This is a genomic window from Arthrobacter sp. lap29, assembly GCF_032458965.1.
Taxonomy (GTDB): Bacteria; Actinomycetota; Actinomycetes; order Actinomycetales; family Micrococcaceae; genus Specibacter; species Specibacter psychrochitiniphilus.
On sequence record NZ_JAUCEK010000009.1, the window covers coordinates 171,092 to 194,467 of the forward strand.

At 58.2% G+C, this 23,376-nt stretch carries 17 protein-coding genes, 1 tRNA gene and 1 pseudogene; 15 read left to right on the plus strand and 4 right to left on the minus strand.

All coding sequences use genetic code 11. The features are described 5' to 3' along the window. Nucleotides 1-71: 71 nt before the first annotated feature. Nucleotides 72-1,307 carry a pyridoxal phosphate-dependent aminotransferase gene (locus tag RY113_RS15450; protein ID WP_315915281.1) on the minus strand — a complete coding sequence of 412 codons (1,236 nt, stop codon included), beginning with the start codon at nucleotides 1,305-1,307 and terminating at the stop codon, nucleotides 72-74. Nucleotides 1,308-1,562: 255 nt separating this feature from the next. On the opposite strand from RY113_RS15450, the gene RY113_RS15455 reads away from it, so the two are divergent. From RY113_RS15455 to rplL, 9 genes are all read left to right on the plus strand, one after another. Beyond that, a tRNA-Trp gene (locus RY113_RS15455) sits at nucleotides 1,563-1,635 on the plus strand. Between the two features lie 120 nt (nucleotides 1,636-1,755). After that, nucleotides 1,756-2,046: a preprotein translocase subunit SecE gene (gene secE / locus RY113_RS15460; RefSeq protein ID WP_110105539.1), complete on the plus strand. Its 291-nt coding sequence runs from the start codon at nucleotides 1,756-1,758 to the stop codon at nucleotides 2,044-2,046. Nucleotides 2,047-2,134: 88 nt separating this feature from the next. Further along, nucleotides 2,135-2,917: a transcription termination/antitermination protein NusG gene (gene nusG / locus RY113_RS15465; protein ID WP_315915282.1), complete on the plus strand. Its 783-nt coding sequence runs from the start codon at nucleotides 2,135-2,137 to the stop codon at nucleotides 2,915-2,917. A gap of 130 nt (nucleotides 2,918-3,047) precedes the next feature. Continuing rightward, nucleotides 3,048-3,479, plus strand: a complete 432-nt coding sequence (gene rplK / locus RY113_RS15470; protein ID WP_110105541.1) for a 50S ribosomal protein L11 — start codon at nucleotides 3,048-3,050, stop codon at nucleotides 3,477-3,479. 158 nt (nucleotides 3,480-3,637) lie between these two features. After that, the gene (gene rplA, locus RY113_RS15475) at nucleotides 3,638-4,345 is read left to right on the plus strand and encodes a 50S ribosomal protein L1 (protein ID WP_315915284.1); all 708 of its coding nucleotides are present in this window, start codon (nucleotides 3,638-3,640) and stop codon (nucleotides 4,343-4,345) included. A gap of 126 nt (nucleotides 4,346-4,471) precedes the next feature. Then, the gene (locus tag RY113_RS15480; protein WP_315915285.1) at nucleotides 4,472-5,047 is read left to right on the plus strand and encodes a GNAT family N-acetyltransferase; all 576 of its coding nucleotides are present in this window, start codon (nucleotides 4,472-4,474) and stop codon (nucleotides 5,045-5,047) included. A 24-nt stretch (nucleotides 5,048-5,071) separates the two neighbouring features. Next, on the plus strand, nucleotides 5,072-6,154 hold the full coding sequence (locus RY113_RS15485; RefSeq protein WP_315915286.1) for a GNAT family N-acetyltransferase: 1,083 nt from the start codon (nucleotides 5,072-5,074) through the stop codon (nucleotides 6,152-6,154). Between the two features lie 337 nt (nucleotides 6,155-6,491). Further along, nucleotides 6,492-7,079: a 50S ribosomal protein L10 gene (rplJ, locus tag RY113_RS15490; protein WP_315915287.1), complete on the plus strand. Its 588-nt coding sequence runs from the start codon at nucleotides 6,492-6,494 to the stop codon at nucleotides 7,077-7,079. Between the two features lie 128 nt (nucleotides 7,080-7,207). After that, entirely contained in the window at nucleotides 7,208-7,582 is a 375-nt protein-coding gene (rplL, locus tag RY113_RS15495) for a 50S ribosomal protein L7/L12 (protein WP_110105545.1), read from the plus strand. A gap of 63 nt (nucleotides 7,583-7,645) precedes the next feature. Here the strand turns inward: rplL and RY113_RS18540 are convergent. Continuing rightward, nucleotides 7,646-8,119, minus strand: a pseudogene (locus RY113_RS18540) (aminoacyl-tRNA deacylase). Between the two features lie 5 nt (nucleotides 8,120-8,124). Then, complete coding sequence (locus RY113_RS15505) at nucleotides 8,125-9,321, minus strand: acetyl-CoA C-acetyltransferase (protein WP_315915291.1); 1,197 nt, start codon at nucleotides 9,319-9,321, stop codon at nucleotides 8,125-8,127. Nucleotides 9,322-9,767: 446 nt separating this feature from the next. Between RY113_RS15505 and rpoB the strand changes: the two genes are divergently transcribed. Next, a complete protein-coding gene (gene rpoB / locus RY113_RS15510) occupies nucleotides 9,768-13,286 on the plus strand; it encodes a DNA-directed RNA polymerase subunit beta (protein WP_110105669.1) in 3,519 nt (1,172 codons plus the stop codon). Between the two features lie 106 nt (nucleotides 13,287-13,392). Beyond that, on the plus strand, nucleotides 13,393-17,295 hold the full coding sequence (locus RY113_RS15515) for a DNA-directed RNA polymerase subunit beta' (RefSeq protein ID WP_110105547.1): 3,903 nt from the start codon (nucleotides 13,393-13,395) through the stop codon (nucleotides 17,293-17,295). A gap of 165 nt (nucleotides 17,296-17,460) precedes the next feature. Here the strand turns inward: RY113_RS15515 and RY113_RS15520 are convergent, their stop codons facing one another. Further along, the gene (locus RY113_RS15520; RefSeq protein WP_315915292.1) at nucleotides 17,461-18,456 is read right to left on the minus strand and encodes a patatin-like phospholipase family protein; all 996 of its coding nucleotides are present in this window, start codon (nucleotides 18,454-18,456) and stop codon (nucleotides 17,461-17,463) included. 401 nt (nucleotides 18,457-18,857) lie between these two features. Here RY113_RS15520 and rpsL point away from each other — a divergent pair, with 401 nt between their 5' ends. From rpsL to tuf, 4 genes are all read left to right on the plus strand, one after another. Next, nucleotides 18,858-19,232, plus strand: coding sequence for a 30S ribosomal protein S12 (gene rpsL / locus RY113_RS15525; RefSeq protein ID WP_038464715.1), 375 nt, complete (start codon nucleotides 18,858-18,860; stop codon nucleotides 19,230-19,232). 1 nt (nucleotide 19,233) lies between these two features. Then, nucleotides 19,234-19,704 (plus strand): 30S ribosomal protein S7, encoded by a 471-nt coding sequence (gene rpsG / locus RY113_RS15530; RefSeq protein ID WP_038464713.1) that lies wholly within the window; start codon nucleotides 19,234-19,236, stop codon nucleotides 19,702-19,704. Between the two features lie 72 nt (nucleotides 19,705-19,776). After that, complete coding sequence (gene fusA, locus RY113_RS15535) at nucleotides 19,777-21,891, plus strand: elongation factor G (RefSeq protein WP_110105549.1); 2,115 nt, start codon at nucleotides 19,777-19,779, stop codon at nucleotides 21,889-21,891. A gap of 160 nt (nucleotides 21,892-22,051) precedes the next feature. After that, nucleotides 22,052-23,242, plus strand: coding sequence for an elongation factor Tu (gene tuf / locus RY113_RS15540; protein WP_110105550.1), 1,191 nt, complete (start codon nucleotides 22,052-22,054; stop codon nucleotides 23,240-23,242). The last annotated feature ends 134 nt before the right edge of the window (nucleotides 23,243-23,376 follow it).

The window sequence follows — 23,376 nt, forward strand, 5'->3', positions numbered from 1 at the left end:
CCGCGCCCGGTCTACGGGGCGCATAAGTGGGAGGCGGGCGCGCTTTTGCCGCCGGTCAGAGGCAGAGTGGCTTAGGGCTTGGCTGAGCCCAGGAACTCCTGCAGGCGCCCAACGCCGGTTGCCAGATCGTCGTCGCCCAGGGCGTAGGACAAACGCATGAAGCCGCTGGGTCCAAAGGCTTCACCGGGAACCACGGCAACTTCGGCCTTGTCCAGGATCAGTGCGGCCAGTTCAGCCGAGGTGGCGGGCCGGATGCCACCAATTTCACGGCCCAGCAGTCCGCGGACGTCTGGGTAGGCGTAGAAGGCGCCCGTGGGGGTGGGGCATTCCACACCGTCGATCGCATTCAACGCGGCCACCATAGCCTTGCGGCGGCGGTCGAAGGCAACCTTCATTTCATCCACTGCGGTCAACGGGCCAGAGACTGCTGCCAAGGCGGCCATCTGGGAGACATTGGCCACGTTGGAGGTGGCGTGCGATTGCATGTTGGTGGCCGCCTTCGTCACGTCCAGGGGCGCGATCATCCAGCCAACGCGCCAACCCGTCATGGCATAAGTCTTGGCAACACCATTGAGAATCACCACTTTGTCGCCCAACTCCGGGACAGCCGTGGCAATCGAGGTGAATGGAACACCGTCGTAGGTCAGGTGTTCATAGATCTCATCAGTGATGACCCAGAGGCCCTTGGACGCGGCCCAAAGACCGATCTCTCGGGTCTGTTCTGCCGAGTAAACGGCACCTGTGGGGTTGGAGGGCGAAACAAACAGCAGCACCTTGGTGCGCGGCGTCAAGGCGGCCTCAAGCTGATCCACCGTGACAAGGTAGCCCTGCTCCGGGCCAGCGAAAACCTCCACAGGAACACCGCCAGCCAGGCGAATGGCTTCAGGGTAGGTGGTCCAGAACGGGGTGGGGATAATGACCTCATCACCCGGGTCAAGCAGGGTGGCAAAGGACTCATAAACTGCCTGCTTGCCACCATTTGTTACGAGCACCTGGGCCGGATCCACCGCGTAGCCTGAATCGCGCAGCGTCTTTGCGGCAATGGCACTGCGCAGTTCCGGGAGCCCTGCAGCCGGGGAATAGCGGTGGAATTTAGGCTGGCGAGCGGCAGCAACCGCCGCCTCAACAATGTAATCCGGTGTTGGAAAGTCGGGCTCCCCAGCACCAAAGCCGATGACGGGGCGCCCGGCGGCCTTTAGGGCCTTGGCTTTGGCGTCGACAGCCAGGGTAGCGGATTCCGCAATTGCGGCGATCCTTGCGGAGATACGGCGTGCGGAGGCTTGATCAGCGCTCAATTCGGCAGACATCAGCATTCTTTCTTCGGTGGGAGGCCCAAAATATAAACTTCGTCAGTGACTACTTTAGGCGTAAGGCGTCACCAGTTCGACGTAGGCGCCTAAGAATGCGTAGAATAAGTAACTGGTGTTCAACTCCATGATGTTTCACGCCTTGGTGCCGGTTTGGAAAAGACGGGCGCAAGACTGTAAGTTATTCATGGCGTTCAACGCTGAAGGGATTTTTGCTGCAGAAGCCTGTGAGGGCTCACTGTTGTGAACAATCAAAGGGTAGTGGCGCAATTGGTAGCGCAGCGGTCTCCAAAACCGCAGGTTGCAGGTTCGAGTCCTGTCTGCCCTGCGCATGGAAATGACATAATTTGGTTCGCGGCTTTGCTGTGAAATCTCGTGTCGTCTCCAGGCGAATACTAAGCATCTCGCGCGGTCCGAACCCACGGACTTGCGGGTTCCCAACAAAGCGATGAGTGAGGCACTGGTGACCGAAACTGCGGCAAGCAGCTCTAAGGGCCCTGCCAAAAAGGCTGTCAAGCCCGGTAAACCGGGTTTTTTCGCCCGGATTGCTATCTTCCTTCGCCAAGTCATTGGTGAACTCAAGAAGGTAGTGACACCGACTCGCAAAGAGTTGATCAACATGACTGCGGTTGTGCTGGTATTCGTTGTCATCGTAATGGCTATTGTTACCGTCCTAGATCTGGGCTTCGGCCAGGCTGTGCTGTGGGTCTTTGGCGGAAACGTAAACACCGAGCAGTAAGAGGCTCAATTTGGCCGGCCCCGCTGAAATCTATCGGCATGGGTCGGTTTGAGCTATTTAAGAAACACACAAGGAAAGCAGGAAATTCGTGTCTGAGCTGGAGCCCGAGGCAACATACAGTGAGCAGGACCAGGACACTGTGGTTGCTGATGCTGCCATCAATGCCGACCTTGATGCGCCAGAAACTGTAGAAACAGCAACTGCGGAAGCAGAAACTGTTGATGCAGACGTTGCAAGCGAGGAGCCGGCTGTAGAAGCCGAGCCCGAAGTTGACCCGGCAGAGGAATTCAAGGCCAAACTGCGCCGCCAGGAGGGTGACTGGTATGTCATTCACTCCTACGCAGGCTACGAAAACCGTGTCAAGGTCAACCTTGAATCACGCAGCCTCTCGCTGAACATGGAAGATTACATCTTCGAAATTCAGGTCCCCATGGAAGAAGTCGTGGAGATCAAGAACGCACAGCGCAAGGTTGTCAACCGCGTCCGCATTCCCGGCTATGTCCTTGTCCGCATGGACCTGACCGACGCTTCCTGGGGTGTTGTCCGCCATACCCCCGGTGTTACAGGATTTGTTGGCAACGCCCACAACCCTGTCCCGCTGCGCTTAGATGAAGTCTTCTCCATGCTTGCCCCCATCTTCGAGGAGCAGCAGGCTGAAGAGACCGGCGTTCCGCTGCGTCACAACCCGGTCGACGCCGAGATTGACTTTGAGGTTGGCGAAGCCGTCATCGTCAAGGACGGTCCGTTCGAAGGCCTGTCGGCCTCAATCTCCGAGATCAAGCCTGAAGCCTCGCAGCTTGTTGTGCTGGTTTCCATCTTCGAGCGTGAAACCCCTGTCACGCTTGCCTTCAACCAGGTCACCAAGATCTAGTTGACCAAAGTTTCGTTCCGCGTTGGACTTGCTTAGTTCTTCACGAAACGTTCGGCCGGACGCCATTCGGCCACCCACCTGGGACGCGCTCCGTCGTCCTTGGACAAGATATTGAGAGAAGGACCCTACATTGGCTCCCAAGAAAAAGGTCACCGGCCTTATCAAGCTGCAGATCCAGGCAGGCGCCGCTAACCCGGCACCGCCCATCGGTCCGGCGCTTGGTCAGCACGGCGTCAACATCATGGAATTCTGCAAGGCGTACAACGCTGCCACGGAATCCCAGCGCGGAAATGTCATCCCCGTTGAAATCACGGTTTACGAAGACCGTTCTTTCACGTTCATCACCAAGACCCCGCCGGCTGCAGAGCTCATCAAGAAGGCTGCAGGGGTTACCAAGGGTTCAGCTACCCCGCACACCGTCAAGGTTGCCCAGCTGACCAAGGCCCAGGTCAACGAGATCGCCACCCAGAAGATGGTTGACCTTAACGCAACCAGCATCGAAGGCGCAGAAAAGATCATCGCCGGTACCGCCCGTTCCATGGGTATCACTGTCGAGGCCTAAGCTTCGAACACCTGGTTTCGATTTTTCTCGAAACCGCCTAAGCATTACCCAATTCATTAAGAGCGACGCCGGATACCTCACCTTGAGTGAGTACGGCGGTCGTAGTGGCAGGGCCCGCGCGGTCCTAACGACCACAACTGCACAAGGAGAAACGCAGCATGGCAAAGCGCAGTAAAGCATATGAGGCAGCTCAGGCCAAGATCGATGCGGAGAACGTATACGCACCCTTCGACGCCATCAAGCTCGCCAAGGAGACCAACCCCTCCAAGTTCGACGCGACCGTTGAGGTTGCCTTCCGCTTGGGTGTAGACCCTCGCAAGGCTGACCAGATGATCCGTGGCACAGTCAACCTGCCGCACGGTACCGGTAAGACCGCCCGCGTTCTGGTTTTCGCAACCGGTGAGCGTGCCGAAGCAGCTATTGCTGCAGGCGCCGACTTCGTTGGCACCGACGACCTGATCGCAAAGATCCAGGGCGGCTGGACCGATTTCGACGCAGCCGTTGCAACACCTGACCTCATGGGTAAGGTTGGCCGTTTGGGTAAGGTTCTGGGTCCCCGTAACCTCATGCCTAACCCCAAGACCGGCACCGTCACCAACGACGTCGCCAAGGCTGTTAATGACATCAAGGGTGGAAAGATCGACTTCCGCGTCGACAAGCACTCCAACCTGCACTTCATCATCGGCAAGGTGTCCTTCGACGCCGTCAAGCTGGCTGAGAACTACGCAGCAGCACTGGAAGAGGTGCTTCGTTTGAAGCCGTCCGCTTCCAAGGGCCGCTACCTGCAGAAGGCCACTGTCTCCACGACGTTCGGCCCCGGCATCCCCGTTGATCCGGCAGCAACCAAGGTGATTGTTGAAGCCTAGGCTTCACTAGCTTCCTTTGATATTCCCTAAGAAGGGGCTGACGCGGCATTACGCTGCGTCAGCCCCTTCTTGTTTCTAAGCTGGTACGTTAGCAATACCACCTACAACGCAGGGGAGTGCGCACGCATGCAATTGAGCATCCGTCGGGCAAGAGCAAGCGACGCCGAAGCCTTGGCTGCACTGGCGGCCCTCACTTTTCCCCTGGCGTGCCCGCCCGAGACACCAGCAACGGAAATTGCGGGGTTCATTGAAGAACACCTGAGTCCCGAAAATTTCCGCGCCTACCTCGCCGATCCTTGTAGGGTGCTCTTTACGGCGCAGGACCAATCTCCTCAGGACCAATCCCCGCATGGCCACGAGTCAGCAACAGCGCCGCGCCTGCTTGCCTACACCATGGTCGTTGATGCCCCGCCTGCCGCAGCAGATGTGGCGGCCCTCATCACGGAGCCCGGGGCCGTGGAGTTCAGTAAATGTTACGCACACCCTGATACCCACGGGAGCGGGGTTGCCAACGCCATCATGAGCGCAACCCTGCAATGGATTGACGCCCAGGCCCAGCACCCAGCCTGGCTCGGGGTTAACAGCAAGAATGTGCGTGCACAGGCGTTTTATCGAAAGCACGGGTTCGCCGTTGTCGGCACCAGGGGTTTTCAGGTGGGGTCAAGGACCGAACATGACTTTGTCATGGTCCGGTCGAGCTGAAAGAAAGTGACAGGAATTTTTGCCATGACTGAAGCCACAGTCGAACAATTGCGTCTCCCCGAAAGTCTTGTAGCCGGGGCTGCCGATTTCTTAGAAGCCGTGGAAGTCTCTCGGCAGGTCCGCATCAATACGTGGGGCAACGATCTTTTAGCCTATACGCCGCGGGAACTCTTCGCCCTGTGCCACGACCCCTACGAATGGTATGTGATTTTGGTGGCACGCCTTGGCGGCAAAATTTTGGGCCGCGCAGGCATCGCCATGCCACTTGATGACAACACCGAGCTGGCACATGTCACCTTGGATGTGCTGCCCCAAGCCGAAAAGCTAGGAATCGGGCGCAAGCTCTTAGAGGCAGCTGAACTGTTTGTGCGGGGCGAGAACCGCAAGGTGGTCCTTGTTGAGACGAACCATCCTGCGGCAGATCTGGAGGCTACTGGATACAAGGGCGGGTCCATTGTGCCAGCACAGGGCGGTGGCGACTTAGCGTATAAGACCCGAGAAGCCAGATTTGCCAGCAGAGCCGGCTATGCTCTCGAGCGTGTGGAACAGTTCAACGCCTGCGCGCTGCCCCTGCCTGATCAGCTACTGGCGCAGTTGGCCAGCCGAGCCGTTGAAACACACCACGGCGCTTACCGGGTCCACCAATGGCTAGACGCCTGTCCCGAAGAGTGGGCGGCGGACTTTGTGCGCTTGGAAGCGAGCCTCAGTGCAGATGAGGCTGATTCCGGCGTCTGGGACGTTAAGCAGCTTCGTGAGGCTGAGGAACTGTCTATGCAAAGTGGCCGGCGCACCGTGGTCAGTGCCGCACAATGCATCGAGACCTTGGCGCTGGTGGGATTCACCTCCATATCCTTGCTGGGGAACCGTGATGATGTTGCGTTCCAGGACGATACGTTCGTGGAACGGTCTCATCAGGACAAAGGTGTGGGACTGCACATGAAGGTAGCCAACATGGAACAGTTGCAAGAGCACTTCCCAGCGCTGCGCACCATCTACACGTGGAATGCGCCAGAGAACGAGTACATGCTCTCCGTCAATAAAGAGATGGGCTACGTCAGTGCCGGCGTGACAGGGCAGTGGCGTAAGGATTTCACTCAGACCGACTAAGCCTTCGGCGCACCGCCCCGATTTGGAATCACAGCACCCGCTCCTGTATCTTAGAAGAACCAAAGACCGTCGGTCGATGTCAATCACCCCCAGCGAAGCAAATGCAGCATGCAACTTGATGCGTTGGAATCGGGCCGGTTGCCATCCGAAAGTCCTTATATGGACGGCCAGCGCAGGTGCACAAAGCTTATGAGCAGTGTTGAACTGGGATAAAACCTATTGTTCAGCTGTGAAAAACGCCCCGTACATCTGTGCGGGGCGTTTTTATTTGCTTATTTCCTTCACAGGTTTGCAGCGGGATGGGCAAAGACCGGCAATTATTCCCGGAAGGAGTGTTATGGCAACGCCAACAAAGGTGGCTGCGGTTGCAGAAATCACGCAAGATTTCAATGACTCAACTGCAGCAGTCCTAACCGAATACCGTGGGCTCACCGTAGCTCAGCTCAAGGAGCTGCGCGTTTCTCTCGGCCAAGACACCAAGTTCTCGGTTGTAAAGAACACTCTGACTGCCATTGCGGCTAAGGAAGCTGGTGTTGACGCTTTCGAAGGTCAGCTCTCCGGCCCCACCGCCATTGCATTCATCAAGGGTGACGCTGTTGCAGCAGCAAAGAGCCTGACGGATTTTGCAAAAGCTAACAAGCAGCTGGTCATCAAGACCGGTCTCTTTGAAGGTAAAGCACTCGATGCTACCGGAGTTGCCGCACTGGCTGCTCTCGAGTCTCGTGAGCTGCAGCTGGCACGCATTGCTGCCGTACTCAAGGCTCCGATGGCCGCCGCTGTGCGCACCATCGACGCCTTGCGTCTCAAGCTCGCCGAAGGCGCTCCTGTTGAAGAGGCTCCGGCCGCTGAGGAAGCACCCGCTGTTGAAGAGGCTCCGGCCGCTGAAGAAGCTCCGGCTGCTGAAGCCGAGACCACCGAAGCATAGCGAGCCTGCGTCCTTGCCGGACGCGCCGCCTGCCAGCAGGTGTTCAACCCAAGTATTTCCCTAGATCCAACAGGGTTTAGGTTTATGGATTCGCCCCTCGCGGGCAAAACACAGAAGGAGCGCCACTCATGGCTAAGCTCACCAACGACGAGCTCATTGCAGCTTTCAAGGAACTGACCATCATCGAGCTCTCCGAGTTCGTTACCCTCTTCGAAGAGACCTTCGAAGTAACTGCCGCTGCTGTTGCAGTTGCAGGCCCCGCCGGTGGCGCAGCTGAAGAAGCCGCAGAGCAGACTGAATTCGACGTTATCCTCGAAGCAGCCGGCGACAAGAAGATCGCAGTGATCAAGGAAGTTCGCTCCATCACTTCCTTGGGTCTGAAGGAAGCCAAGGAGGTCGTTGACTCGGCTCCCAAGGCTGTTCTGGAAGGCGTCACCAAGGAAGCTGCAGAGAAGGCCAAGGAAGCTCTCGAAGCTGCCGGCGCCACGGTTACCCTCAAGTAATCACCCCGCGTTTACAAAGAACCCCCGCACCGTTTGGTGCGGGGGTTCTTTGTATCTGCGGCCTTATTCGGGTGTGGAAATATCCGCCACGGTTGCTTCGAGCGCCACAATGAGCGCGTCAGCGTCCACGAAGAGGCTGTAGCCGTGCTCTCCGGCGCCCATGGCCACTCGGCGTCCACGGATGCTTTCGTCAACGTAGACGGGCCAGGCGGTGGTGCTGCCTAAGGCAGTGATGGTGCCGCGTTCGTAGCCGGTGGCACCCATGGCCACTCGGCCGGAGGCATCTGAAGCTTGTTGACACCCACCACGGAACGCAGTTTGGGCCAAGAAATTGACCTACCGCCTGGCACCAAGGCGAAGAGGAACGTCCCGTCGCTGCGCTTCAGAACCAAGGTTTTTTACAATGTCCCACGGGGTGATCCCCAGGAGTTCCGCAGCCTCGCTGAGCGAATGTGCAGCGGGCCGCTGAAAGATTTCCACCACCACCCCGCGGGCGGCCGCATCAGCGGCCACCCGGGCATGCCCTATGAGCTCTATGCTCACTACTGGTCCTTGAACAACAGGAGCGCTTCGCCCTGTCCGCCTCCGCCGCACAAGGAAACAGCCGCCTTGCCACTTCCTCGACGATTCAGCTCCATGGCTGCGTGCAGGGCCAGACGGGCGCCGGAAGCGCCAATGGGGTGCCCCAAGGCGATGGCACCTCCATGGATATTGCACCGATCCAAAGGGAAGTCCAAATCACGCAGGGATTGGACAGCCACGGAACCAAAGGCTTCGTTGATCTCAATGAAGTCCAGGTCGCGGGTGCTCCAGCCTGCCGTGCTCAGCGCTTTGGCAATGGCGTGGGAGGGCTGGGAATGCAAGGAGTTATCGGGACCGGCCACTTGACCGGGAGCGCCCACCACAGCGAGCCAGCTCAAGCCGTGTTCCTCTGCATAGGCCCGAGATGACAGGACCAGGGCGCTGGCGCCGTCGGAGAGGGGCGAGGAGTTTCCTGCCGTGATGGCGCCGTCGGCGGTAAAGGCTGGACGCAGGCCAGCAAGGGTGTCCACGGTAGTCTGCGGGCGGATGCCTTCATCCTCGCTCAGCAGCAATGGCTCACCCTTGCGCGTCGGGACTGCAACGGGAACAATCTCGTCCTTGAATACCCCGGCAGCCACCGCGGCGGCTGCGCGCTGATGGGAAGCCGCAGCCACCTCATCCTGAGCCGTCCGGCTGATGTTTAGGCGGATGTTGCCGCGCTCGGTGGAAAGGCCCATGGAGTCGTTGTCGAAGGCGTCTGTCAGGCCGTCATGGGCGGCTACATCCAGAGCCTCGATGGCGCCATAGGTCCAGCCCTGGCGCGATCCTGGCAAGATGTGGGGGGCCCTTGACATGGATTCCTGGCCGCCGGCCACAACCACCGTGGCATCCCCGCTGCGGATCATGCGAGCAGCATCGATCACAGCGGTGAGGCCGGAGAGGCAAACCTTGTTAATGGTTACGGCGGGTACGTTCCAGCCGATTCCTGCACCCACTGAACTCTGGCGTGCCGGATTTTGACCGGCACCTGCTTGGAGCACCTGGCCCATGATTACTTGGTCAATGTCTGCTGCATCAATTCCGCAGCGCGCCAGCGCCGCGGCAATGGCCTTGGCCCCCAACTCCACGGCGGTAAAAGGCGCCAACTGCCCATTCAGCCGTCCCTGCGGGGTGCGTGCTCCGGCGAGAATTACCACATCATTTGCTTGTGACACCATGGCCGCACTGCTCCTTGACCCTTGATTGCGCACGGCTCCTCGTTGAGCCGCGCAGCCCTTCCATAGAATCTAACAGCACTCATGCCAAGTAAAATTCCTTTGGGTGTCCAGAAGGGCGTGTCAGAGTAATGTACCTGCCTAATGTGGCAGCGCGACAATGGGAGGGAAAGACCCCACTTGCGGTTTCTTGGATCTCGGGGTAGACACGCGACCCTTTAAGGGGTAGTGTAGTTCTTTGCGTATCCCTCTTAACCTTCAGCCTTCATATAGCGGTGGGCTTTGTATCGGACAAGAGTCATGGAAACACGCACCCAAAGGGCAGCATAGCTGTACTTTGATGCGTTTTCTAGGGCTACTTGGCCAGCGTTCCTCCGGGTTTGATGACCGGGAGAGAAACGGGTGAGGGTTCGTAAGAACAAGCCTGCAGGTCTGTGGAAGGATCCCTCTTGGTCGCCTCGAGCACCTCTAATGTAAATAACGCTGCAACCGCTATCGATTCAAACAGCACTGATGGTGCAAAGAGTCGCCTCTCATTCGCAAAGATTCACGAGCCGCTTGACGTGCCGAATCTGCTTGCCCTCCAGACCGAGAGCTTTGACTGGCTCGTAGGTAACGAGCGCTGGCAAGATCGCATGGCGAGCGCTGTGGATGCTGGCGATGACAGCGTGGCCGTCACCTCTGGTCTGTCCGACATCTTCGAAGAGATCTCCCCGATTGAGGACTTCCAGGGCACCATGTCCTTGTCCTTCACGGAGCCGGAGTTCTCTGACCCCAAGTTCACCGTTGACGAATGCAAGGACCGCGACGCCACGTACGCCGCACCCCTGTACGTCAAGGCCGAGTTCATGAACAACATGACCGGTGAAATCAAGCAGCAGACTGTCTTCATGGGCGATTTCCCGCTCATGACCAACAAGGGCACGTTTGTCATCAATGGCACCGAGCGTGTTGTTGTTTCCCAGCTGGTCCGTTCCCCGGGTGCTTACTTTGAGCGCACCGCGGATAAGACCAGTGACAAGGAAATCTTCACCGCCAAGATCATCCCCTCACGTGGTGCATGGTTCGAGCTGGAGATCGACAAGCGCGATCAGGTTGGTGTTCGCCTGGACCGCAAGCGTAAGCAGTCAGTCACCGTACTGCTGAAGGCGCTGGGCTGGAGCGAAGGCCAGATCCTTGAAGAGTTTGGCGAGTTCGACTCGATCCGCGCCACCTTGGAAAAGGACGCCACCACCGGCCGCGAAGATGCCTTGCTGGACATCTACCGCAAGCTGCGCCCGGGCGAGCCGCCCACAGTAGACGCAGCCGATGCACTGCTGCACAACTTGTACTTCAACCCCAAGCGCTACGATCTGGCCAAAGTTGGCCGTTACAAGATCAACCGCAAGCTGGGTATTGACCTGCCGTTGAGCAGCCCCGAAGCATCCGTGCTGAGCGTGGATGACATTGTCGCCATGATCAAGTACCTGGTTGCCTTGCACGCTGGCAACAAGACCACCAAGGGCAAGCGCGACGGCGCCGAGGTTGACTTGCGCGTTGACGTCGACGACATTGACCACTTCGGTAACCGTCGTATCCGCGCCGTTGGCGAGCTCATCGAGAACCAGGTCCGCACGGGTCTGTCTCGCATGGAGCGAGTTGTCCGCGAGCGTATGACCACTCAGGACGTCGAAGCGATCACGCCGCAGACCCTGATCAACATCCGCCCCGTCGTGGCAGCTATCAAGGAGTTCTTCGGAACGTCTCAGCTCTCACAGTTCATGGATCAGAACAACCCGCTGGCCGGTCTGACGCACAAGCGTCGTCTCTCCGCGCTGGGCCCGGGTGGTCTCTCCCGTGATCGTGCCGGCATGGAAGTTCGTGACGTTCACCCGTCGCACTACGGCCGCATGTGCCCCATTGAAACCCCTGAAGGCCCCAACATTGGTCTGATCGGTTCCTTGGCTTCCTACGGTCGCATTAACCCCTTCGGCTTCATCGAGACCCCGTACCGCCGGGTCAAGGACGGCTTCGTTTCTGACGAGGTTGACTACCTGACAGCTGATGACGAGATGGAAGTTGTTATTGCACAGGCCAACGCGCCTTTGGATACCAACAACCACTTCCTGGAAGACTCCGTTCTGGTTCGCCAGCGCGGTGGTGGCGGCGAGCCTGTCTTGATTCCGGCCGACGAGGTCGAGTACATGGACGTTTCCCCGCGCCAGATGGTGTCAGTGGCTACGGCCCTGATTCCGTTCCTCGAGCATGATGACGCCAACCGCGCCCTCATGGGTGCGAACATGCAGCGTCAGGCTGTGCCGCTGGTCCGTTCCGAGGCCCCGTTCGTGGGTACCGGCATGGAGCGCGCAACAGCTGTTGACGCCGGTGACGTTGTCATCGCTAAGAAGGCCGGTGTGGTCTCGGAAGTTTCCGCAGACGTGGTTGTGATGTTGAACGACGACGGCACGGAGATCAGCTACCCGATCGCCAAGTACCAGCGTTCCAACCAGGGAACCGCTTACAACCAGCGTGTTCTGGCTTCAGAAGGCCAGCGCCTGGAAGTGGGCGGCATCATTGCCGACGGTCCGGCAACGGACATGGGTGAACTTGCCCTGGGTAAGAACCTGTTGGTTGCCTTCATGTCCTGGGAAGGTCACAACTACGAGGATGCCATCATCCTTTCGCAGCGCATTGTTGCCGAAGATGTGCTCTCCTCAATTCACATCGAAGAGCACGAGATCGATGCTCGCGACACCAAGCTCGGTGCCGAAGAGATCACTCGGGACATCCCGAACGTCTCCGAGGAAATCCTTGCCGGTCTGGACGAGCGCGGCATCATCCACATCGGTGCCGAAGTTGAAGCTGGCGACATCCTGGTTGGAAAGGTCACGCCTAAGGGCGAGACCGAACTGACCCCGGAAGAGCGCCTGCTGCGCGCCATCTTTGGTGAGAAGAGCCGCGAAGTTCGCGACACTTCCTTGAAGGTTCCCCACGGCGAGTCCGGCACCGTCATCGGTGTGCGCGTCTTTGACCGCGATTCCGAAGATGACCTTCCTCCCGGCGTGAACCAGCTGGTTCGCGTGTACGTTGCCAACAAGCGCAAGATCACCGATGGTGACAAGCTCGCTGGCCGTCACGGTAACAAGGGTGTTATTTCCAAGATCCTTCCGATCGAAGATATGCCCTTCCTTGCCGACGGTACCCCTGTTGACATTGTCCTGAACCCCTTGGGTGTGCCAGGGCGAATGAACGTAGGACAGGTCCTGGAGATCCACCTCGGTTGGGTTGCCAAGACCGGTTGGAAGGTTGAAGGCGAGCCTGACTGGATCAAGAACCTGCCGAACCTGCCCCGCGAAAGCGGCCAGACCAAGGTTGCCACCCCGGTATTCGACGGTGCCCGTGATACTGAAATCACTGGTTTGCTCGATTCCACCAACGTCACTCGTGACGGGGAACGCCTGATCGATTCCTCCGGTAAGACCATGTTGTTCGATGGCCGCTCCGGCGAGCCGTTCCCGGACCCGGTTTCCGTGGGCTACATGTACATCCTGAAACTTCACCACCTGGTGGATGACAAGATCCATGCACGCTCCACAGGCCCGTACTCCATGATCACCCAGCAGCCCTTGGGCGGTAAGGCGCAGTTCGGTGGACAGCGCTTTGGTGAGATGGAAGTTTGGGCACTGGAAGCTTATGGTGCGGCGTACACGCTGCAGGAACTGCTGACCATCAAGAGCGATGACATCCATGGCCGCGTGAAGGTTTACGAAGCCATCGTCAAGGGCGAGAACATCCCGGAGCCCGGTATTCCGGAGTCCTTCAAGGTTCTTATCAAGGAAATGCAGTCGCTGTGCCTGAACGTGGAAGTCCTTTCCACCGACGGCGCCACGATTGAGATGCGTGACTCGGATGAAGAAGTCTTCCGGGCCGCGGAAGAGCTGGGCATCGACCTGTCACGGGCCGAGCCAAACTCTGTCGAAGAAGTGTAGCTAGGGGCCGACGGCGGCACTCACCCGCCGCCGTCGTTCCTTCCGCTTCCTCCCGTACCCGCCACAGACTTTCAGACTTTAGAGAATTAGAGAGAACAGGACCCATATGTCCAGCGAATCCTCCTTCGGCAGTATGCAGATTGGCCTGGCCACCGCGCAAGATATTCGCGACTGGAGCCACGGCGAAGTCAAGAAGCCGGAAACCATCAACTACCGCACGCTCAAGCCGGAAAAAGACGGTCTTTTCTGTGAAAAGATCTTCGGGCCTTCCCGTGACTGGGAATGCTACTGCGGTAAGTACAAGCGCGTGCGTTTCAAGGGCATCATCTGTGAGCGTTGTGGTGTTGAAGTCACCCGCGCCAAGGTGCGCCGTGAGCGCATGGGCCACATTGAGCTGGCAGCTCCCGTTACCCATATCTGGTACTTCAAGGGCGTTCCCTCGCGCTTGGGTTACCTGCTAGATCTAGCCCCGAAGGACCTTGAAAAGGTCATCTACTTCGCGGCTTACATGATCACCAGTGTTGATGATGCTGCCCGCCATGAAGAACTGCCGAACCTCCAGATTGAGCACGACCTGGAAAAGAAGCGCATGGTCGATACTCGCGATAACGATATCGCCACCATTGCCCGTGACCTCGAAGGCGAGCTTGCCCGCCTGGAAGGTGAAGGCGCCAAGGCAGCCGATAAGAAGAAGGCCCGTGACTCCGCGGACCGTCAGATGGCCAATGTGCGCAAGCGCGCTGACGCCGACATCGACCGCCTCGAGCAGGTTTGGGACCGGTTCAAGGCTCTCAAGGTTGCTGACTTGGAAGGTGACGAAGCCCTCTACCGCGAACTGCGAGAGCGCTACGGCATGTTCTTCGAAGGTTCCATGGGTGCCGAAGCCATCAAGAGCCGTCTTGAGACGTTCGACATGGCCGGCGAAGCCGAGATCCTGCGCGACATCATTGCCAACGGCAAGGGCCAGCGTAAAACCCGCGCCCTGAAGCGATTGAAGGTTGTCAACGCATTCCTGACCACCAACAACAGCCCGCTTGGCATGGTTCTGGACGCTGTCCCGGTGATTCCGCCGGAACTGCGCCCCATGGTTCAGCTCGACGGTGGCCGTTTCGCCACCTCGGACTTGAACGATCTGTACCGTCGCGTGATCAACCGCAACAACCGTCTCAAGCGACTGCTTGATTTGGGCGCTCCGGAGATCATTGTCAACAACGAAAAGCGCATGCTTCAAGAAGCTGTGGACTCCTTGTTTGACAATGGCCGCCGCGGCCGTCCTGTCACCGGACCGGGCAACCGTCCGCTGAAGTCACTGAGCGACATGCTCAAGGGCAAGCAGGGTCGTTTCCGTCAGAACCTCCTCGGCAAGCGTGTTGACTACTCCGGCCGTTCGGTCATTGTGGTTGGCCCGCAGCTGAAGCTGCACCAGTGTGGTCTGCCCAAGCAGATGGCGTTGGAGCTCTTCAAGCCGTTCGTGATGAAGCGCTTGGTTGACCTCAACCATGCACAGAACATCAAGAGCGCCAAGCGCATGGTGGAGCGTTTCCGTCCCCAGGTGTGGGATGTTCTCGAAGAGATCATCACCGAGCACCCGGTTCTGCTGAACCGTGCACCAACCCTGCACCGTTTGGGTATCCAGGCGTTCGAGCCCCAGCTTGTTGAAGGTAAGGCAATTCAGCTTCACCCGCTGGTTTGTGGCGCCTTCAACGCTGACTTCGACGGCGACCAGATGGCAGTTCACCTGCCGCTGAGCCCCGAGGCTCAGGCCGAAGCTCGCATCTTGATGCTGTCCTCGAACAACATTTTGAAGCCTTCAGATGGCCGTCCGGTGACTCTGCCTTCGCAGGATATGATCATTGGCCTGTACCACTTGACCACCAAGCGTGAGGGTTCAGTGGGCGAAGGCCGTGTGTTCTCCACCGCGGCTGAAGCTGTCATGGCGTTCGACGCCGGTGAGTTGCACTTGAACTCACAGGTCAAGATCCGCCTGGAAGACTTTATCCCCGGTGCCGAGCGCAAGGGCCCGGAAGGCTTCGAAGCTGGCGGTAGTGCCATCATCGATACCTCACTGGGACAGGTGCTCTTCAACGACACCCTGCCTGCTGACTACCCCTGGGTGGAAGCAGTGGCAGATAAGGGCCAGCTCTCCGAGATCGTCAACGACCTCGCCGAGCGGTACCCCAAGGTTGTTGTGGCAGCAACACTGGATAACTTGAAGGATGCCGGTTTCTACTGGGCAACCCGATCAGGAATCACCGTTGCCATCTCCGACATTGAGGTCCCTGCTGCGAAGCCGGCTATCTTGGAGAGCTACGAGGTCAAGGCCGCCAAGGTCCAGGCTCAGTATGACAAGGGTCTGATCGCTGACGACGAGCGCCGCCAGGAGCTCATCGACATCTGGAACCAGGCAACCAACGAGATCGCAGACGTTATGCGTGACTCGTTCGCCGCATCCAACACGATCAACCGTATGGTTTCCTCCGGTGCCCGTGGTAACTGGATGCAGGTTCGCCAGATTGCCGGTATCCGTGGCCTGGTGGCCAACCCTAAGGGTGAAATTATTCCCCGTCCCATCAAGTCCTCCTACCGTGAGGGCCTGTCGGTTCTGGAATACTTCATCGCCACACACGGTGCCCGTAAGGGTCTGGCTGATACCGCTCTGCGTACCGCTAACTCCGGTTACCTGACGCGCCGTCTGGTTGACGTTTCACAGGATGTCATCGTTCGCGAAGACGATTGTGGCACTGAGCGTGGCCTGACCCTGCCCATCGCAGTGGTTGATTCCATGGGTGAGATCGTACTGCACGAGGAAGTCGAGAACAGCGTTTACGCCCGTACCTTGGCTGCCGAAGTAGTGGACGCATCCGGTGCTGTCCTGGCCGAGGCCGGGGACGATGTTGGAGATGTCCTCATTGCCAAGCTGTTCGCAGCAGGCATTGAAGAGATCAAGGTCCGTTCAGTGCTCACCTGTGAGTCAACTGTTGGTACCTGCGCCCTTTGCTACGGCCGTTCCTTGGCCACGGGCAAGACCGTGGACATTGGTGAGGCTGTCGGTATTATTGCCGCTCAGTCCATTGGTGAGCCCGGTACTCAGCTGACCATGCGTACCTTCCACACCGGTGGTGCTGTTTCGGCCAGCCGTGGCGAGGACATCACCCAGGGTCTGCCCCGTATTCAGGAGCTCTTCGAAGCACGTACCCCCAAGGGTGTGGCTCCGATCGCAGAAGCTGCCGGCCGCATCAACATTGATGAGTCCGAAAAGACGATGCGTCTGATCCTCACACCGGACGACGGCACTGAAGAGATCGCCTACCCGGTACTGCGACGCGCACGCCTGCAGGTTGCTGACGGCGAGCATGTTGAAGTTGGCCAGAAGCTGATTGTGGGTGCTGTTGACCCCAAGCAGGTTCTGCGTATCCTCGGTCCGCGTGCCGCTCAGAAGCACCTCGTTGAGGAAGTTCAGGGCGTTTACCGCAGCCAGGGTGTGGGTATCCACGACAAGCACGTCGAGGTTATTGTCCGCCAGATGCTGCGCCGCGTAACGGTCATCGAGTCCGGTGACTCGAAGCTGCTGCCCGGTGAGCTTGCCGAGCGTGGCCGCTTCGAGACGGAAAACCGTCGCGTCGTGTCCGAGGGCAAGAAGCCGGCATCAGGTCGTAACGAGCTGATGGGTATCACCAAGGCTTCCTTGGCTACCGAATCATGGCTCTCCGCCGCATCCTTCCAGGAGACCACTCGCGTTCTGACGCAGGCGGCCATGGAAGGGAAGTCGGATCCGTTGTTGGGTCTGAAGGAGAACGTGATTATCGGTAAGTTGATCCCTGCCGGCACCGGCCTTCCGCGCTACACCAACGTCACGGTGGAGCCCACGGAAGAGGCCAAGGCCAATCTGTTCACCGGTCCGAGCGCATTCAGCGACTTTGACTACGTGGGCGGCGTAGGAGATTTGGGCAACGAGTTCCGTGCCATCCCCTTGGATGACTACGATCTCGGTACCAACTTCTCCGGCTGACATGCCGATAGTGCGCTAAGGGAGTTGCCGAAGGACCCGAACTGAGCTTGCGAAGTTTGGGAGGCAACGACCGGGCGGTGAGTCACCTTGCAAATGTGACTCACCGCCGTCGTGCTTTAACAAGGCTCCCTCACTTTAGGGTGTTATTTCAGGAACGCTCCTGCGCTAGCCCAAGCTGTAGTCGCCGGACTTCCACTTATCCCAGTCCCAGGTGGTCAGGAATTTCTGACCGCTGCTCATCCCCCGGCCAAACATGGTGCTTTTGTCTGCGGGGGAGAGGCGGAAGTCGGTGGCCTGATAAGGGGTGGTGTTGACAAAAATGGTGCGCGAACTTGCTTGGGGATTGTTCACGTAGGCGTTGTCGTGGGCACTCATCATGGTCGCTAGCAATGACTTGGCCAGCGCCACGTTGGTGTTGTCAGGACTCCAGTCTGTGGTGCGAATAGTTCTCTGGCCAGAAAGTTTGACGCCGATGGTTGGCCAGCGTGACTGCTTCCCGTCATTTCGATCAAAGATGGCCATGGGGAAATTGGACAGCAGCCCACCGTCGGCACAAACAATGTGGTCGTGACCTGTGAGAGTTGGATCGGCCTGCATCTTCCAAGGGCGGAAGAAAAAGGGGATGGACGCGGAAGCCCTAATGGCGTCCGCCACCGGTATGGTGTCCGGGTCCATCCCCAGAAGCGGCTGGTAGTCCCAAGGTAGGCGCAGCATGATGCCGCGTGAAACGTCTGAAACTATGACAACCAGCTTGTATCGCTGTTCAGGCGGAAGCGCGCTGCCAGGATCGTCATCCCTCAAATCCGCCCAGGTTTGGACGCCCTGAGCGGCCAGTGTTTCGGCGATCCAGTCGTGCATGAAGCCACCAACGAACAAGCCCTCGTGCAAGAACAGGCCGGTGGCCGGCCCAATACCGGGGATGTGCTCTAGGAAACCCTGCTTGTCCTCAAACTTGGCAAAATCCAACGACTCCATGACGTTCTTCACCTGTGCCGGTGTCATTCCTGACGCCAGAAAAGCGGCCACGATGGCCCCTGCGGAGGTGCCCGCAATCCGGTGGAAAGTGTAAGGGTCACTGTGTGCTGCCAAGGCCGTCACCGCCCCGACAAGGCTGGAGCCCTTGACTCCGCCACCCTCAAGAACTAAATCCGTATCCGCCATGACGCACCGCAATTCGACAACATCCCACTCCGCATGAGGGGCTCCGCCAGCCCACAGGCCAGCTTTTAGAGTCGCGGGGTAATTAGTACAATGCGCTTGTGCAGTGCATGTGTCAAGCATGAGTTGACCTCGATTTCAGTGCTGGGGCAATGTAGTGCTAACGTAGTGAGTAATTGTTAGTGTGGCAGTGGATAAGGGCGTCAATTTTCTTCGGAAAGTGGATGCGGGTCCGGGTTGTACGGTTCTTGTACAGCGAATGCCACATTTTTGCATGCCTAGGCGCTGTGAAGTCGCCAAGTCTGCGACTACCAGTAAAAGGCTTTCCCCGTAGGTCGATTCATTTTGATCAGCGGGGCCGGCAACACGAGAATCCACTCGAGAAAACAACGGAGAACACGAAAGTGCCTACGATTAACCAGCTGGTCCGAAAGGGCCGGACACCCAAGGTCACGAAGACCAAGGCTCCCGCACTTAAGGGCAGCCCCATGCGTCGCGGCGTTTGCACGCGCGTTTACACAACCACCCCGAAGAAGCCGAACTCGGCTCTGCGTAAGGTTGCACGTGTGCGCCTCAACGGCGGCGTGGAAGTTACCGCTTACATCCCCGGTGTAGGCCACAACCTTCAGGAGCACTCCATCGTGCTCGTCCGTGGAGGCCGTGTTAAGGACCTTCCCGGTGTTCGTTACAAGATCGTCCGCGGCGCACTGGATACCCAGGGCGTTAAGAACCGCAAGCAGGCACGTAGCCGCTACGGTGCAAAGATGGAGAAGAAGTAATATGCCTCGCAAGGGTCCGGCCCCCAAGCGGCCGCTAGTAGTAGATCCCGTATACGGTTCCCCTTTGGTCACTCAGCTGATCAACAAGGTTCTGGTTGACGGTAAGAAGTCCACCGCAGAGCGCATCGTTTACGGCGCACTTGAGGGTGTACGTGAAAAGACCGGTGCTGATCCCGTAGTTGCCTTGAAGAAGGCCATGGAGAACATCAAGCCCAGCCTTGAGGTCAAGTCCCGCCGTGTTGGTGGCGCCACCTACCAGGTTCCGGTTGAAGTTAAGCCGGGTCGTCAGACCGCTTTGGCTTTGCGCTGGTTGGTTGGTTACTCGAAGGCTCGCCGCGAGAAGACCATGACCGAGCGTTTGCGCAACGAAGTTCTGGATGCCTCCAATGGCCTTGGTGCTGCTGTCAAGCGTCGCGAAGATACCCACAAGATGGCTGAGTCCAACAAGGCCTTCGCCCATTACCGCTGGTAACTAGAGCCTTCAGGTTGCTGGCGGTAACCCCGCCAGCAACCTTCGAGCTCATCTCTAGATAAGGGAGAAACCGTGGCACAGGACGTGCTTACAGACCTTAACAAGGTCCGCAACATCGGCATCATGGCCCACATTGATGCTGGCAAGACCACTACAACTGAGCGCATCCTGTTCTACACGGGTGTGAACCACAAGCTCGGCGAAACGCACGACGGTGCATCGACGACTGACTGGATGGAACAGGAAAAGGAACGCGGCATCACCATCACGAGCGCCGCCGTGACCTGCTTCTGGAACAACAACCAGATCAACATCATTGACACACCCGGCCACGTTGACTTCACTGTTGAGGTTGAGCGCTCACTTCGCGTGCTCGACGGCGCAGTTGCTGTTTTTGACGGCAAGGAAGGCGTAGAGCCGCAGTCTGAGACTGTTTGGCGCCAGGCTGACAAGTACAACGTTCCGCGTATCTGCTTCGTCAACAAGATGGACAAGCTCGGTGCTGATTTCTACTTCACGGTAGACACCATCATCAACCGCTTGGGTGCCAAGCCCCTCGTTATGCAGCTGCCTATCGGTGCTGAAAGCGAATTCGTTGGCGTCGTCGATCTGCTGACCATGAAGGCCTTCGTTTGGGCTGGCGACTCCAAGGGTGACGTCACCATGGGTGCCAACTACGAAATCCAGGAGATCCCCGCGGATCTGCAGGAAAAGGCTGAAGAGTACCGTGCCGCCCTCGTAGAGGCTGCTGCCGAGGCCTCCGAAGAACTCATGGAGAAGTACCTCGAGGGCATAGAGCCCAGCATTGAGGAACTGAAGGCTGGCATTCGCAAGCTGACTGTGAACTCCGAGATCTACCCGGTCTTCTGTGGTTCAGCTTTCAAGAACCGCGGCGTTCAGCCCATGCTCGATGCTGTCATCGACTTCCTGCCGAACCCGTTGGACGTTGGTGCGATGATCGGTCACGATCCCCGCAACGAGGAAATCGAGATCAAGCGCGAGCCGAGTGAAGACGAGCCGTTCTCGGCTCTCGCCTTCAAGATCGCAACGCACCCGTTCTTCGGTCAGTTGAACTTCATCCGCGTGTACTCCGGCAAGGCAACTCCCGGTACTCAGCTGCTGAACTCAACGAAGCAGAAGAAGGAACGCATTGGCAAGCTCTTCCAGATGCACGCCAACAAGGAAATGCCGGTAGACGAGGTCCATGCAGGCCACATCTACGCTGTGATTGGCCTCAAGGACACCACCACCGGTGACACCTTGTGCGATCCGGCCAACCCGGTAGTACTTGAGTCGATGACCTTCCCCGAGCCCGTGATCTTCGTTGCCATCGAGCCGAAGACCAAGGGTGACCAGGAGAAGCTCTCCACTGCTATCCAGAAGCTCTCCGCTGAGGACCCGACGTTCACCGTTACCCTCAACGAAGACACCGGCCAGACCGAAATTGGCGGCATGGGGGAGCTTCACCTGGATATCCTGGTGGACCGCATGCGTCGCGAATTCAACGTTGAAGCTAACGTTGGCAAGCCGCAGGTTGCTTACCGCGAAACCATCAAGCGCGCCGTAGTCAAGCATGACTACACGCACAAGAAGCAGACCGGTGGTTCAGGGCAGTTCGCTAAGATCCAGATTGCCATTGAGCCGCTGGATACGCACGATGGCGAAATGTACTCCTTCGAGAACAAGGTCACTGGTGGCCGTGTTCCCCGCGAGTACATCCCCAGCGTTGACCAGGGCATCCAGTCCGCACTGCCTGACGGCGTGCTGGCCGGCTACCCGATGGTTGGCATCAAGGCCACGCTGCTTGACGGCGCGTCACACGATGTTGACTCTTCCGAAATGGCCTTCAAGATCGCCGGTCGCATGGCGTTCAAGGAAGCCGCTCGGTTGGCCAACCCGGTTCTGCTCGAACCGCTGATGGAAGTTGAAGTCCGCACCCCTGAGGAATACATGGGTGAAGTAATCGGTGACATCAACTCACGTCGTGGACAGATGCAGTCCATGGAGGACGCAAGCGGTGTCAAGGTCATCAAGGCTCTTGTCCCCTTGTCCGGCATGTTCGGTTACATCGGTGACTTGCGTTCAAAGACCCAGGGTCGCGCAGTGTACTCGATGAAGTTCGATAGCTACTCTGAGGTTCCGAAGGCAGTTGCCGACGAGATCATCCAGAAGGCCCGCGGCGAGTAGTCGCACTTTTGCACGGCGTCTGTTCCAGCCCTAAGCTGGGACAGACGCCAGCAATCAGTAATTTCTTAAACATAAAAAGCCCCCAGTAGACTTACTACGGTTTCAGTGACGAAAAGCGTCGCTGAGAGTAAGCCATCTGAAAACGTTCTAGGAGGACCCCGTGGCAAAGGCAAAGTTCGAGCGGACCAAGCCGCACGTTAACATCGGCACCATCGGTCACGTTGACCATGGTAAGACCACGTTGACGGCTGCCATTTCCAAGGTACTGTACGACAAGTACCCCGATCTTAACGAGCAGCGTGACTTCGCTACTATCGACTCGGCTCCCGAGGAGAAGCAGCGCGGTATCACGATCAACATCTCGCACGTTGAGTACCAGACCGAGAAGCGCCACTACGCACACGTAGACGCCCCCGGTCACGCTGACTACATCAAGAACATGATCACCGGTGCTGCGCAGATGGACGGCGCTATCCTGGTGGTTGCTGCGACTGACGGCCCGATGGCCCAGACTCGCGAGCACGTTCTGTTGGCCCGCCAGGTTGGTGTCCCCTACCTGCTGGTTGCACTGAACAAGTCCGACATGGTTGATGACGAAGAACTCCTCGACTTGGTCGAAATGGAAGTTCGCGAACTTCTCTCCTCACAGGGCTTCGACGGCGACGAGGCACCCGTTGTGCGCGTTTCCGGCCTGAAGGCTCTGGAAGGCGACCCGGTTTGGGTCAAGTCCGTTGAGGACCTGATGGAAGCCGTTGACAACCACGTTCCTGACCCCATCCGCGACAAGGACAAGCCGTTCTTGATGCCGGTTGAAGATGTCTTCACCATCACTGGCCGTGGAACCGTTGTTACGGGCCGCGCCGAGCGTGGAACCCTCAAGATCAACTCTGAAATTGAGATTGTCGGAATCCGTCCGGTCCAGAAGACCACGGTTACCGGTATCGAAATGTTCCACAAGCAGCTCGACGAGGCTTGGGCCGGCGAGAACTGTGGTCTGCTTCTCCGCGGTATCAAGCGCGAAGACGTAGAGCGTGGCCAGGTTATCGTCAAGCCGGGTTCCATTACCCCGCACACCGATTTCGAAGCCAACGTCTACATCTTGGCCAAGGATGAGGGCGGGCGTCACAACCCGTTCTACTCCAACTACCGCCCGCAGTTCTACTTCCGCACCACGGATGTTACCGGCGTCATCACCCTGCCTGAGGGCACGGAAATGGTTATGCCTGGCGACAACACCGAAATGACTGTCGCGCTGATCCAGCCGATCGCCATGGAAGAGGGCCTCGGCTTCGCTATCCGCGAAGGCGGCCGCACCGTTGGTTCAGGTCGTGTCACCAAGATCATCAAGTAGTCTCTGACTAACTTAGATCTTTGAAGAAGGGCCCCAGCTTCGGCTGGGGTCCTTCTTTGTGTTAAAAGATGCAGGCACGACGGCGTGAGGTCTTCTGTGCGTCATTGTCGCCTTGGGCGAGTGGGCACAAAAAA

What these genes read in the sequence shown, in the direction of transcription:
- rplA (WP_315915284.1), top strand. Translation starts at nt 3,638, where the DNA reads ATGGCAAAGCGCAGTAAAGCATATGAGGCAGCTCAGGCCAAGATCGAT.
- RY113_RS15520 (WP_315915292.1), bottom strand. Translation starts at nt 18,456, where the DNA reads ATGGCGGATACGGATTTAGTTCTTGAGGGTGGCGGAGTCAAGGGCTCC.
- RY113_RS15485 (WP_315915286.1), top strand. Translation starts at nt 5,072, where the DNA reads ATGACTGAAGCCACAGTCGAACAATTGCGTCTCCCCGAAAGTCTTGTA.
- secE (WP_110105539.1), top strand. Translation starts at nt 1,756, where the DNA reads ATGAGTGAGGCACTGGTGACCGAAACTGCGGCAAGCAGCTCTAAGGGC.
- RY113_RS15515 (WP_110105547.1), top strand. Translation starts at nt 13,393, where the DNA reads ATGTCCAGCGAATCCTCCTTCGGCAGTATGCAGATTGGCCTGGCCACC.
- rplJ (WP_315915287.1), top strand. Translation starts at nt 6,492, where the DNA reads ATGGCAACGCCAACAAAGGTGGCTGCGGTTGCAGAAATCACGCAAGAT.
- RY113_RS15480 (WP_315915285.1), top strand. Translation starts at nt 4,472, where the DNA reads ATGCAATTGAGCATCCGTCGGGCAAGAGCAAGCGACGCCGAAGCCTTG.
- RY113_RS15505 (WP_315915291.1), bottom strand. Translation starts at nt 9,321, where the DNA reads ATGGTGTCACAAGCAAATGATGTGGTAATTCTCGCCGGAGCACGCACC.
- rplL (WP_110105545.1), top strand. Translation starts at nt 7,208, where the DNA reads ATGGCTAAGCTCACCAACGACGAGCTCATTGCAGCTTTCAAGGAACTG.
- RY113_RS15450 (WP_315915281.1), bottom strand. Translation starts at nt 1,307, where the DNA reads ATGTCTGCCGAATTGAGCGCTGATCAAGCCTCCGCACGCCGTATCTCC.
- rpsG (WP_038464713.1), top strand. Translation starts at nt 19,234, where the DNA reads ATGCCTCGCAAGGGTCCGGCCCCCAAGCGGCCGCTAGTAGTAGATCCC.